Genomic DNA, 12,222 nt, shown 5'->3' on the forward strand with positions numbered 1-12,222 from the left:
TTATTACGATTACAGCTTCTGTCCGCAATTGGGACAGAAATTGGCTCCTTCTGTCTTTGCGCCGCAGTTAGGACAGAAATTAGGTTTCTTCCCGTCGGCAGGGCTGCCGGCAGAAGAACCTGCATCTTCCATAGTCTTCATCATATCCTTGGCAATATTGATTCCCATCATCATACCGGCCATATCAGCGGCAGCGCCGCCTCCCTTTATATTTCCGGAAGCCATGCCATCTGTCATGGAAACCTGCTGATACGTTCCCATATTTCCGATCATGCTGTGGGAGGCATTCTTGGTTATCATATCCTGGATTTCCTGAGGATAATTAAAGCTCATAACATTAAAGTTTGTCACCTTTAAGCCCAGTTTCATCAATTCCATATTCAGATCATCCTGTATTCCGGATGAAATTTCGGAAGCATTTGCCTGCAGATTGAACATATCCTTGCCCTTTCCGGCAATATGTTTCATAAGCAGCTGATCTAAAACCGCGGTAATACGCAGCTTGACATCTTCCACATAGTATTGGTTTTTCACACCGGCCACCTGGTCAATGAGACCGACATAGTCCACTACCTTGAAGGTAAGCGTTCCATTTGCCCGGATTGGAAGACCGCCGGGAAGATTGGGGGCCGGAACCAGGACAGCATTTTTCGTCCCCCATTTGATCTGAAATTCTTTCGTGTTGACGAAAAGCACTTCGGCCCGCATTCCGGTCTTGAAACCGAATTTCAGACCTTTTAATACGGACAGAAACGGTATGATTTCGGATTCTATGTCGTAGTCGCCCTCGTCGGTAAAAATACCGTCTATTTTACCGTTTGCCAGAAAGATAGCATCCTGTCCGGGACGGATAATCAGGCGGCTGCCTTTTTTAAGCTCATTTTCACTCCATTTATAAAATATCATATCGTCCCGAAATTCTTGCCATTCAACTACATTGGCAAATTGTCGTTTGAATAATCCCATTTGTATTTGTCCTTTCTATCTGGATTAGATTTTACTGAGGCAAGCCATACAAGCTCGCAAATACTGCGTATTTACTCGCTTAAGGCTGCGCCTTATACGAAGGAAATGATAAAACTGTCTGGAGAAACAAGTTCCTCCATGCAGTTTATCATTTCCTTCTTGCATGGCTTGGTTTTTAAAAGTGTCCTCCTCCGTGGCTTCCGCCACCACCGCCACCGCCTGAGGATCTGCCGGAGCTTCCTCCTGAACTGGAGCTGGAAGCCTTTCTGGTGCGGGTTGTCGTGGTACGCAGATACGTATCACGCTGTCCGGTAAGACGGGAATGAGCGGGATCAAGGTATGTGGACTGGCCTGCCGTCATACGGCCTCCACGTCCGGAAACCATACATGCCAGGGAAATTCCGCCCACCAAAAGTGCTGCAAATACCTGAAACCAGGTCCGGAAGAAAATAAGATCCGGATTGACCCCGGGCCGAAATTGAAGGTACCGGTTGGCCAGCTTCAGATAGGTCATACAGGCTCCATAGTAATCCTGACGGCTCAAGTCGGATGAGAGTTTATCAAATATTTTTGTACAGCGGTCGTTGTCCAGTTTTGTTTTTGCTGTTCCCTGACCGGATACATCCGCATATCGAAAGCCCATGTCGATTGTAAGAATGACGCAATCTTTCTCCGTTTCTCCATGTTCGTTGATAAAGTCACCGTAGAAGGATTCGGAATAGCCTTCCGTGTCATTTCCTGTATCCAGGGTGGTGAGAACAAAGAAATTTATGTTGCGCTTTGCTCCGTATTTTACTGCGGCTTCCTCGATGAGATTGATTTCCTGCTCTGTCAGCAGACCGGCATCATCATAGACATGACGGATCGACGGGTCATAAGCGTTAGCGGTCTTCGGTGACAGAACCATCAGAGCCACTAACAGGAATAATACGAGAGCAGAGGTTATGTACCGGCTTTTCAAAAGAAAACACCCCCAATCAAAAAGGCGATTAACTTGATAAGCAGGAATGTACCTCCCGCAATCCCGGCGAACCAGCCGGCCATCCTCTTTTTGGAGAGAGGAGGTTTGCCCACAATCTTTCCTGTCTGGCCGTTCATGGCAAAAACATGTTCCGACTGTTTGTAATCATAGCATACCATCCATACCGGCAGAAGCGTATAGTAGGCGTCCTGTTCGGTAAAACGGACGTCCTCTCTCCGCACAGAAGTAGTAGAGTACCCGGCAATCGTACCATTCAGGTAGGAACCGGCATACTGCCGGACTCGTTCTTTCATGCGGCCCAGAAGGTCCTGATCCGTATAGTTATATTTTTCTGCTATAAAACCGGCCAGATACGGAGTATTAAAATCTTTCAGGTTGTCATAGCGGTAGGGTTCCAGCTTATCCATCAGCTCATCGTTCATCTTCTCCGAAGCATCGGCCGGAACTTTTAGATATTTTAAATCTGCCTGCCGGAAAACATCAAAATAAGAGGTTTCTGTATAAATATAATCTCCCCGCGAGTAGCTTCTGACTCTTGTACAGGTTGCCTCCAGTACGGCATCTGTATGAACATCATAAAGCCAGAATGGGACGTAGATCCCTGTTATATTTTTAATCCGGTCGGCCGTCATAAAATCCTTGGGGGTAAGGAGCCCGTTTTTACACCACTTTTTAAACGCAGCCTGGGCTTCCTCTTTGCTGATGGAAAAAGGAATGATTTTGGCAGGAGCAAGAGATCCGCTTAAGCGGTCGTTCAAAATCATAGGCGCCCCGCAGAAGCTGCAGGTTGTAGCCGTGGTGTCTTTGTCCGTAATCAGGACGGCTCCGCAGTTGTTGCACTGATATTCCCTGGTATCCTGAAGTGTTGAGGCAGGCTGATCCCGTTCTCCGGATGGGTCTTTGTATTGATCCGCCGGCTGCTTCGCTCCGCAGCTGTCACAGACCAGCATGCCGGACTCACTGTCAAAGACCATATCAGCGCCGCAATTGGGACACTTATATTGTAGCACCATTGTTGCGTGTTCCTTTCCTGTTAATCAAACGCTGGTTACCAGCTTAATGAATCAAACGCCGTTTACCGGCTTAATGAATCAAACGTCGGATAACGACTTATTGAATCGAATCATTAAGCCGGCATATTTTGCGCCGCACTATTGGAATGAGAACCGCAGCCAGGCTGTGCGTGCAATTGCACTGCACAGGGCTGCGGCCTGATACAACGGAGCATCCGTTTAAAACGGTTCTGATAAACAGATGCCGTCCCCGCATTAATTATTTTTATTCAGGCTGGCTTTTAACGCGGCCAGTTCGTCGTCCACGCTGCTGCCGGCGGAGGTAGAGTCATATTTAGACTTCAGATCCTCGATGGTATCGGCTGGCTTATTCAGCTCAGCCATGGCATTCGCTTTATCCAGCGCCATATTGGCCTTGTCTTCCATACGCTCAAAAGCGGAAATGGAACGATTGGAGTCGGCAACGGAGGATGTCATGTCATTTATCTTTTCCTGGGCCCTGGCAACAGCCATTTTACTCCTGATTACTTCCCGGCGGGAATTCAGCTGTGAGATATCGGATTCCAGTTTGCTGTGCAGTTCTTTCATGTGTTCCGCATTGGTGTGAGCCAGCTCATAAGCCTGCTTTAATCCGGCTTCCTTTTCTGTAAAATTCGCCTTTTTCTCCAGGAACGATCTTGCGTCGGCATCGTTGCCTGCTTCCAGTGCCTTTACAGCATAGTTCTGTAAGGCGGCAATCTCCGATGAACACTCATCCAGTGCCCGTTTGGCACGTTGTTCCTCTGCCATCACGGCAGCCGTCTCTGATTTAACTTTTCCCAGGTCTGAATTCAGATTCCGAAGATACTGATCAATCATTTTCTCCGGGTCCTCGGCCTTATCCAGAAGTGCGTTGATGTTGCTTGCCATAATATCTTTGAATCTTGCTAAAATTCCCATGAATATCCTCCTTTTAATTGAGTGCTAACCAAAGCACAGACTTGATACCCTTATTTTATATTATACATAGTGCTGCTGATGATGAAACAGTACAAAAAACCCAGTATTAAGGTATGTGTTCCACCTTACCGCCTGCACTGTTTTATCTATAACCAGTTTAGTGTTTTTTCGACAGAGCGTCAAGGAAAACAGGGGCTTAAGGATACAAAATAAGATATTATTAATATTTTATGTATAGTAGTAAATATACAAAGAGAGCCATCTGATCTGTCACGATACAGAGGCTCTCTTAAACTATATAAGACATGTTTCGAAGTTGCATGAATAAAATTAAGAAACCGATTCATTAAATACTGCGTATATCTGACTCCAGAAGCTTCATAGCCAGAGGAAGATTATTTTTGCGGATAGCCCGCAGTATCTCCTGATGCAGCCCGGCGGATTCCGCAAAAATTTGTTTATGCCAGCGTTCCCATAGTATCTGGGCGTAGGCCCTTTTTTGAACGGTCAGAGCGGAGCGGAGCTGGCCCAGGGCATAATCATTGTTGTAACAGGACATGAGTGTCAGATGAAATTCAATATTGTTCTCCCAATGGGTAAAGGCATCGTATTCTGCGCCGTCCCTGTATTTCTCAGAAAACATGATATCCTCAAGCGTCTTTAAATGCTCTGGTGTGATACAGTTCCAGCTGCGTGACATAAAACCGCACTCCAGCGTAATGCGGTACTCCTGAACGCTCTTAATATACTCCTGAGAAAGGGGAGTAACCTTATAGCCATAGCAGGGAATGCTGTGAAGAATATTTTCATTGCATAACTCCACCAGAGCTTCCCGCACCGGCGCCCGGCTCACATCAAATTTTTCCATCAGTGCCTTTTCTGTAATTACCTGATCCGGAAGATATACACTGTGCATGATGTCGGTAAGTACAGAGGCATAAATCTGCTTCTTTAAGGTGTTTTTCTTGGATGAGTCCCTGGTCATCGCGTATCCTCCATAAGTGTGGAAACATAAGTGGTACATTCTTTAGCGGCATAGTTACAGACCGGCTATAAGTATAAAATAACAAAAATTCAAGAAAGCCTTCCCGTCAGCAGACGGAAGAAGACCAGCCTTGAACCAAAGAAAATTAACACGTTTTATTCATATGTCATACAAAATGATCATATCAAGAAGCGTGAAAATTGTCAATAATCGTCAATAAAAGTCAACAAAGAGAAACGGACTGAACATACCAGCCGTAACCAAAAGAGATACAAGATTACCTTATAAAAATAAGTTGTTTGGGCAAGATGCATAATAAAATTAATAAATTTTATAAAAGAATGACAAAAATACTAAATTTCGTTGACACTGTTTCATGATACTGATATGATTAGCCTAAGATTTGGCAGTAAACCAAATGGAAATGAAACACGGAAAAAGTCGAAGGAGGAGAATTTACTATGTCAAACATTAAGAATTTATCACTGGTATTCAGCGATGAGAAGGTGGCAATCAACAGAAAGGCAATTGAGCACAGAGCAACCTGGATGGGACTTACCTATGATGAGGGGATTAAAGCAGGTGTGGATGCAGAGACAATCGCCAGAAAAGCAATCACCCGTACAGGTCATGTACATGGAGCTAATTTTAAGGCGGCTTGTGAGGATTCCACAGATTGCAGCCAGTTCTGCGCGGCATTTTTAGATGATCTTGGTAAGACCACGTTCCAGATGGACGTAACAGAGTGCACAAAGGATGATTTAAAGATCGAATTCCACTACTGTCCATTGGTAAGTGCATGGCAGAAGCTGGGCTTTGACGATGAGACCTGTGCAAAGCTTTGCGATATGGCAATGGACGGAGACAGAGGAATTGCAGCAGAAAACGGCTTAAAGCTGGATCTGACCGATACGATTGCGAAGGGATGTCCAACCTGCAAACTGCATTTCCATAAATAAGGAATCAGACAGCTGATTGACTTTACATATGAATCGGTTACGGCAAGGAAGTGAGCGGATGCAATGCATCCGCAAACTTTGTTGACGTTTTAATTATTTAAAAGGAGGAAGAAATATGAAAACAAAAAAGCTTGTTGCATTGCTTCTGTGCCTTGCACTGGTGGTAGGTAGTCTGACCGGCTGTTCCAAAAAGGATGATAATGCCGGAGATGACAGCCAGCAGACCGGCGGACAGACAACTACGGATGATAAGAAGGATGATGCGGATAAAGATTCCGGCTCCGACGATTTCAAGGGAACCATTAAATTGGGCGGCCTTGCTCCTCTTACCGGCAATTATGCCGAGTATGGAAAAGGCTTCCAGGTAGGTTTCGCGATGGCGATTGAAGAGATCAATGCCAAAGGCGGAGCGAATGGATACAAGCTGGAGATCGAAATAAAAGATTCCCAGGGCGATCCGGTTACCTCTTCCACACTGTGTACAGACTTTGCAGAAGATGATGAAATCATGGCGATTCTTGGTGATTTCACATCTGGCGCTTGTAAAGCAAACGCAGAAATCGTTGACCGTTACGGAATTGTACAGCTCAGCCCGACAGCGTCTGCTGACGACTATGCGGAAATGAGTGAGTACTGTTTCAGTATCATGGGTCGTCAGGACGTTGAAGCGCCTTTCCTTGCCAAATATATCCTGAACAAATACCTGGAAGCTAAGAAGATTGCGGTTATCCGTGTAGACAGCGACTGGGGCCTTTCCTGCTACAGCAACTTTGAAAAACAGGCTAAGGTAGAAGGCCTTGACGTTACGGTAGAAACCTATGCTACCGGTGAGAAGGACTTCAGTTCCCTGATTACCAAGATGAAAGCCACAAATCCGGACGTTCTGGTAGTTATGGATCAGGGCGACGCGGTTGCACAGATCTTTAACCAGGCAGATGCCGCAGGCTGGGAGATTCAGCATGTTGCACTTGGACCTGGAACCAGTGCTCAGGTAGCGGACCAGCTGACCGATAAGGATAACCTGATCTTAACGAGCCCATTCTTCTTTGATGAGAATGATGCAGAACTGACCGCTTGGAAGACCGAGTTTGAAAGCCGTGCAGGTTTCAGCCCGACGATTCATCCGGCTTGTGCATATGATTGTATCTATCTGATTGCAAACGCGATCGAGAAGATCGGCGACGGAGAAGTGACCCGTGACGCCATCCGCGATGCGCTTGCATCCAATACCTATGAAGGTGTTACCGGCCAGATCGTATTTACAGAAGCTGGTGATATCAAACGTAATTATATGATCTGCGGACTGAAAGAAGGTAAATGGACCGTTCTTGAAGGCTTCGAATACGGCGCAGCAGGCGTGTGATTGTCAGGCATAAATAACCTGGATAAATTTAAAATGATGTAATATTCAGCCGGCTGTCCGACCGTTTGCTCCGGTATTTAACCGGGGCGGTCAGGGCAGCCTGCTCTTTACATGGGAGTCAGAACTGCCGGAGATGCAGTGCTGGGGGTATCCCATATAAATAGAGTCCGGGGGTAAATTTGGAGGAATTCTATGGAATATTTTTTCAATCAATTAATTAATGGGTTGTGCCAGGGTTCCATATATGCGCTGATGGCAATCGGCTATTCCGTTATCGTAGGTGTGGTCGGAATGGTTACGTTTACATATGGTGAAGTCATGATGATCGGTGCGTTTTCAGCTTATTATGTCTTCCTTTTAGCCAACAACAACCTGGTACTTGCTATCATCGCCGCGTTTGCGGGATCGTTTATAATCGGTATCTTTGTATATAAACTATGCTATGAGAGATTTTTCAACGCTCCCAGGCATATTTCGCTGCTCTGTACCATCGGTATGAGCATGCTGATCAAAAACCTGGCTCAGATCGTCTTCGGGCCGGAGACAAAACCTGTCTTAAATATTATCGACAACAAGACATTTACGTTCCATATTTTCGGGATAAACCTGGATATCAAGCTTCTTCAAATTGTTATCATTGCTCTGGTTATTATATTTGCGGTTGCACTTACTCTGTTCTTTAATAAGACAAAGTGGGGCATTGCGCTGCGTGCAGTCAGCCAGAACAAGGATGCGGCTTACATGATGGGAATTAATGTGAAGAGAACCGCGATGGTAGGCAACTGTATCGGCTGCGGGTTCGGCGGTATCGCCGGTATCCTGCTGGCAATCTACTATTATTCGGTATCGGCAACCATGGGTGCATCCTACAGTATGAAGGCATTTGCTTCTTCTGTGCTGGGCGGTCTGGTAGATATCCGTTTTTCGGCTCTGGGCGGTCTGTGTATCGGCCTGATCGAAAATATTGGTATTACAATCTCGTCGGCAACATTCCGTGATATTTTCGCATTCGGCTTCCTGATTATCATTCTGCTTGTCAGACCTCAGGGATTCGTCAGCAAAAAGGGGGTCAGAGTATAGATGGAAGCGATCAAGAAATTTTATTCCAAACACAAAGTGCTGGTCTTTCTTATTCTGCTGGTTATATCCATTATTCTGCCGTTTGTGATTAAGAAAGCAGTATTGCTCCGGTATCTCTGCAACATTATGATGTATGCCACATTGGCGGGTTCCTTAAACGCCATCAACGGCTACAGCGGGCAGACCTGTCTGGGCCAGGCGGGATTTTTCTGTATCGGGGCCTATACCTGCGCGATACTGTCTACCCGGTTTGGGATCAGCTTCTGGCTGCTTCTGCCGCTTGCCGGACTGATGGCTATGCTGGTGGGCTTCCTGGTGAGTCTGCCTACGCTGAAGCTGTCGGGTATTTACCTCTCTATTGTAACGCTGGGAGCTTCGGAGATCATACGAATCATAGCCCAGACCTGGACTCCGGTGACCGGAGGTTCTCTGGGAATTAAAAAAATCCCGTACCCGGAGCTGTTCGGCCTGGATATGTTCAAACCGAAATATTATTATTTCATTTTCCTGTTCCTGGGCGTGCTGTTCCTGTTTATCACACACCGGGTGCTAAAATCCAGAGTGGGCCGTGCGTGGATGTCGATCCGCGAGGATCAGGTGGCCGCGAAATCCCTGGGCGTACAGACCAACTTCTACAAATCTCTGAACTTTATGTACGGCGCTTTCTGGGCCGGCGTCATCGGCGCTGCCTATGCACCGTTTGTTAATTACATAGAGGCATCCCAGTTTACCACAGATACCGGATTTAATGTCCTGGCCATGGTTGTAATCGGAGGCCAGGGTACTCTGGTGGGCCCGGTGATCGGGTCTGCGATCGTAACGGTACTGACAGAGGCGCTCCGTTTCCTGGAGAACTGGCGTTACGTAATCTATGCGCTGATCATTATCTTTATGATGTGGGTGCGTCCGCAGGGTCTTGCCGGAGCTTCCAACTCCATCCTTGCCGGCGGGCAGATTAAGAGAAGAAAAGAGAAGACGAAGAATAAGGTCAACGTTTCGAATGGAGGTGGGCAGCCGTGAGTGAAACAAAGAAGAACAATACGAATCAGACCCCTGTCCTGGAAACGATTGGTTTGTGCAAATACTTCGGCGGTCTGAAAGCGGTTGAAAATGTGGATATGAAGGTTATGAAAGGCGATATCTTCGGTATCATCGGTCCGAACGGCGCCGGAAAAACCACATTTTTTAATATGTGCACCGGAAACTATCCGCCCACAAAGGGGGAGGTCTTTTTAAACGGAGAGAATATTACCGGATTAAGCTCGGAGCGCATTGCCCATAAGAAAATGGCCAGAACCTTCCAGAACCTTCAGCTGTTCAAGTTCATGAGCGTTCTGGACAATGTGAAGATCGGATGCCACATCCAGACGAAGACGAATATGTTCGACTCCATTTTACACACAAAGACATACAAACAGGACGAAAAGTATGCGATTGAAAAAGGGGAGGAGATTCTGGAGAGAATCGGTCTGATTGAATTCAGAGATACGATGGCCGGGAATCTTGCCTACGGTATGCAGAGAAAAGTAGAGATCGCAAGAGCGCTGGCGCTGGACCCGGATATTCTGCTGCTGGATGAACCGGCTGCTGGTATGAATCCGCTGGAGACACAGTCTCTGATGGAATTTATTAAAATGCTGAATGCAGATGGATATACCATCGCGGTAATTGAGCATGATATGAAGTTCGTGATGAATTCCTGCAACCGTATTCTGGTCTTGAATTTCGGGCAGAAAATATGCGAGGGAACTCCGGATGAAGTAAAAGCAGATCCCCTTGTAAATGAAGCTTACTTCGGTAAAGGAATGATGACGGGAGGTGCAGCTCATGAAACAGATGCTTAAAATAGAAAACCTTTCGGTAAACTACGGCTATATTTCCGCGTTGGTAGATGCCAATATCGAAGTAAATGAAAATGAAATTATCACACTGATCGGTTCCAACGGAGCCGGGAAGACAACCACGCTGATGGCCATTTCCGGACTGGTGCAAAAGGCGGAGGGAAAGATTACGTTCAAGGACAGGGACATCACTAAGACGGCCCCTGATAAGATTGTACATATGGGGTTAAGCCATGTTCCCGAGGGAAGAAAAATATTCCCTTCCCTGTCGGTTTATGAGAATCTGATCGCAGGCACACTGGGAAATAAGGAGCTGAAAAAACCGAGGATTGCAGAGCTGATTGAAGAACAGTACGCTCTGTTTCCAAGGCTGAAAGAGCGTTCCGGCCAGGCGGGCGGCAGTCTCTCCGGCGGTGAGCAGCAGATGCTTGCAATTGCCAGGGGACTGATGATGGACCCGGATATTATTATGATGGATGAGCCTTCCCTGGGCCTGGCGCCTATCATAGTGGAAGATATCTTTGAACTGATTCTGAAAATCCGGGATATGGGCAAGACAATCCTGCTGATCGAGCAGAATGCTTCTATGGCACTGTCCATAGCGGACCGGGGCTATGTATTGGAGACCGGTAAGATTATTCTGACCGGAACCGGGAAAGAACTGCTGGTAAATCCGGAAGTAAAGAGGGCTTACCTCGGGGCATAGTCCCTGAGAATATACCTTCGGCGCTCCTGTCCGTCCAGCGGGGGCGGGCGGACAGGAGCAGCAACAAAAGGCGGGCGCCTGTAGGAGGTGTCCGCCTTTTTGACGTCCTGGAAAAAGTCTTTGTCCTTTATATTGACAAGAAAGACCTATCTATTGTATGTTAGGAAAAGTGAATTTTAGTTGATCATGGAAGTAGATAAGACTCCCCCCTCTATAGGTGGTGAGTAAATAACAAATTCGTCTTGGTGGGAGCCCAGTCTCCTTCCAAGATAAAGCCCCCGGCGGATTGCAGAGCCGCACAGATGTATTATGTCATGCAAAGCATGACGTGCGGCTCGCTTCAAGTACGCCGAGGCGTACTTGAATATAGAAGAAAGCGGGATAAAACAATGTGGCTGGCAGATGGATGGAACGATTATCAGGTATTGGATGCATCGCAGGGAGAAAAGCTGGAGCGCTGGGGAGACTATATCCTTGTGCGGCCTGACCCTCAGGTGATCTGGAATACACCGAAGACTTTGAAGGAGTGGAAGACCAGAAACGCTCACTATCACAGGAGCAGCAAGGGCGGCGGGGAATGGGAATTCTTTCATCTCCCGGAACGCTGGGTGATATCCTATCGGAATTTGTCTTTTCATTTACAGCCGTTTAGCTTTAAGCATACCGGGCTGTTCCCGGAGCAAGCCGTGAATTGGGACTGGGTCTCCGAAAAAATCAAAAAAGCAAACCGGCCGGTCAAGGTACTGAACCTGTTTGCCTATACCGGGGGTGCAACGGTCTCCGCGGCTGCGGCCGGAGCTTCTGTCACCCACGTGGACGCCTCCAAGGGCATGGTGAACTGGGCGAAGGAAAATGCGGCGGCCAGCGGGCTGAAGGATGCGCCGGTCCGTTATCTGGTAGACGATTGTGTGAAATTTGTAGAGCGGGAAATACGCAGAGGGAACCAATACGACGGAATCATTATGGACCCGCCGTCCTATGGGAGAGGACCGAAGGGAGAGATCTGGAAGATCGAGGAACAGATTTTTCCATTTATTCAGCTGTGTGCAAAGGTGTTGACACAGAAGCCGCTGTTCTTTCTGATTAATTCTTATACCACCGGATTACAGCCTGCGGTGTTATCCTATATGCTAAATACAGTGCTGGTTCAGGAACGAAAGCTGGGAGGAACGGTAACGGCGGATGAGATCGGTCTGCCGGTAAAATGCAATGGGCTTATCCTGCCCTGCGGAGCAACGGGAAGATGGTGTGATGAAGAGGGAAGAGGGAATAAGGAATAATGAAGAAGGAATAATGAAGAATGGAAGGGCAAGTGAAAATTCCTTCGGAACAGTGAAAATGCCCGGTGGGCAGTGGAAACAAGCCTGCGGCTTGGTGAAAAAGTAGAG

Annotated in this window: 13 protein-coding genes; 8 read left to right on the forward strand and 5 right to left on the reverse strand. The window is 47.0% G+C overall.

All coding sequences use genetic code 11. From position 1 onward, the window contains the following. Nucleotides 1–9: 9 nt before the first annotated feature. The 5 genes from ABCW47_RS03655 to ABCW47_RS03675 form a co-directional block, all read right to left on the reverse strand. On the reverse strand, nt 10–966 hold the full coding sequence (locus ABCW47_RS03655; RefSeq protein ID WP_343208504.1) for an SPFH domain-containing protein: 957 nt from the start codon (nt 964–966) through the stop codon (nt 10–12). A 175-nt stretch (nt 967–1,141) separates the two neighbouring features. Beyond that, nucleotides 1,142–1,927, reverse strand: coding sequence for a TPM domain-containing protein (locus ABCW47_RS03660; RefSeq protein ID WP_343208505.1), 786 nt, complete (start codon nt 1,925–1,927; stop codon nt 1,142–1,144). Continuing rightward, nucleotides 1,924–2,961, reverse strand: a complete 1,038-nt coding sequence (locus ABCW47_RS03665) for a TFIIB-type zinc ribbon-containing protein (RefSeq protein ID WP_343208506.1) — start codon at nt 2,959–2,961, stop codon at nt 1,924–1,926. Before ABCW47_RS03665 ends, ABCW47_RS03660 begins: the two co-directional genes overlap by 4 nt. A gap of 255 nt (nt 2,962–3,216) precedes the next feature. Continuing rightward, a complete protein-coding gene (locus tag ABCW47_RS03670) occupies nt 3,217–3,900 on the reverse strand; it encodes a PspA/IM30 family protein (protein WP_343208507.1) in 684 nt (227 codons plus the stop codon). A 346-nt stretch (nt 3,901–4,246) separates the two neighbouring features. Then, a complete protein-coding gene (locus ABCW47_RS03675; RefSeq protein ID WP_343208508.1) occupies nt 4,247–4,885 on the reverse strand; it encodes a GntR family transcriptional regulator in 639 nt (212 codons plus the stop codon). 461 nt (nt 4,886–5,346) lie between these two features. On the opposite strand from ABCW47_RS03675, the gene ABCW47_RS03680 reads away from it, so the two are divergent. The 8 genes from ABCW47_RS03680 to ABCW47_RS03715 all read left to right on the forward strand — a co-directional run bounded on the left by ABCW47_RS03680 (nt 5,347) and on the right by ABCW47_RS03715 (nt 12,220). Beyond that, nucleotides 5,347–5,844, forward strand: coding sequence for an L-2-amino-thiazoline-4-carboxylic acid hydrolase (locus tag ABCW47_RS03680; RefSeq protein WP_343208509.1), 498 nt, complete (start codon nt 5,347–5,349; stop codon nt 5,842–5,844). A 115-nt stretch (nt 5,845–5,959) separates the two neighbouring features. After that, complete coding sequence (locus ABCW47_RS03685) at nt 5,960–7,207, forward strand: ABC transporter substrate-binding protein (protein WP_343208510.1); 1,248 nt, start codon at nt 5,960–5,962, stop codon at nt 7,205–7,207. A gap of 192 nt (nt 7,208–7,399) precedes the next feature. Then, on the forward strand, nt 7,400–8,287 hold the full coding sequence (locus ABCW47_RS03690; protein ID WP_343208511.1) for a branched-chain amino acid ABC transporter permease: 888 nt from the start codon (nt 7,400–7,402) through the stop codon (nt 8,285–8,287). Beyond that, entirely contained in the window at nt 8,288–9,307 is a 1,020-nt protein-coding gene (locus ABCW47_RS03695) for a branched-chain amino acid ABC transporter permease (RefSeq protein ID WP_343208512.1), read from the forward strand. Beyond that, a complete protein-coding gene (locus ABCW47_RS03700) occupies nt 9,304–10,131 on the forward strand; it encodes an ABC transporter ATP-binding protein (protein ID WP_343208513.1) in 828 nt (275 codons plus the stop codon). Before ABCW47_RS03695 ends, ABCW47_RS03700 begins: the two co-directional genes overlap by 4 nt. Then, nucleotides 10,115–10,834: an ABC transporter ATP-binding protein gene (locus ABCW47_RS03705; protein ID WP_484771508.1), complete on the forward strand. Its 720-nt coding sequence runs from the start codon at nt 10,115–10,117 to the stop codon at nt 10,832–10,834. Before ABCW47_RS03700 ends, ABCW47_RS03705 begins: the two co-directional genes overlap by 17 nt. Before the next feature lie 389 nt (nt 10,835–11,223). Continuing rightward, nucleotides 11,224–12,114, forward strand: a complete 891-nt coding sequence (locus tag ABCW47_RS03710) for a class I SAM-dependent methyltransferase (protein WP_343208514.1) — start codon at nt 11,224–11,226, stop codon at nt 12,112–12,114. Further along, nucleotides 12,086–12,220 (forward strand): hypothetical protein, encoded by a 135-nt coding sequence (locus ABCW47_RS03715; protein WP_343208515.1) that lies wholly within the window; start codon nt 12,086–12,088, stop codon nt 12,218–12,220. The genes ABCW47_RS03710 and ABCW47_RS03715 overlap by 29 nt, the downstream gene beginning before the upstream one ends. The last annotated feature ends 2 nt before the right edge of the window (nt 12,221–12,222 follow it).

The organism is Anaerolentibacter hominis (assembly GCF_032380675.1).
GTDB lineage: Bacteria > Bacillota > Clostridia > Lachnospirales > Lachnospiraceae > Anaerolentibacter > Anaerolentibacter hominis.

Bases quoted from the DNA above. Each gene is read 5' to 3' on its own strand.
- ABCW47_RS03655 (WP_343208504.1), bottom strand. From the start codon at position 966: ATGGGATTATTCAAACGACAATTTGCCAATGTAGTTGAATGGCAAGAA.
- ABCW47_RS03665 (WP_343208506.1), bottom strand. From the start codon at position 2,961: ATGGTGCTACAATATAAGTGTCCCAATTGCGGCGCTGATATGGTCTTT.
- ABCW47_RS03670 (WP_343208507.1), bottom strand. From the start codon at position 3,900: ATGGGAATTTTAGCAAGATTCAAAGATATTATGGCAAGCAACATCAAC.
- ABCW47_RS03675 (WP_343208508.1), bottom strand. From the start codon at position 4,885: ATGACCAGGGACTCATCCAAGAAAAACACCTTAAAGAAGCAGATTTAT.
- ABCW47_RS03680 (WP_343208509.1), top strand. From the start codon at position 5,347: ATGTCAAACATTAAGAATTTATCACTGGTATTCAGCGATGAGAAGGTG.
- ABCW47_RS03685 (WP_343208510.1), top strand. From the start codon at position 5,960: ATGAAAACAAAAAAGCTTGTTGCATTGCTTCTGTGCCTTGCACTGGTG.
- ABCW47_RS03690 (WP_343208511.1), top strand. From the start codon at position 7,400: ATGGAATATTTTTTCAATCAATTAATTAATGGGTTGTGCCAGGGTTCC.
- ABCW47_RS03695 (WP_343208512.1), top strand. From the start codon at position 8,288: ATGGAAGCGATCAAGAAATTTTATTCCAAACACAAAGTGCTGGTCTTT.
- ABCW47_RS03705 (WP_484771508.1), top strand. From the start codon at position 10,115: ATGAAACAGATGCTTAAAATAGAAAACCTTTCGGTAAACTACGGCTAT.
- ABCW47_RS03710 (WP_343208514.1), top strand. From the start codon at position 11,224: ATGTGGCTGGCAGATGGATGGAACGATTATCAGGTATTGGATGCATCG.
- ABCW47_RS03715 (WP_343208515.1), top strand. From the start codon at position 12,086: ATGAAGAGGGAAGAGGGAATAAGGAATAATGAAGAAGGAATAATGAAG.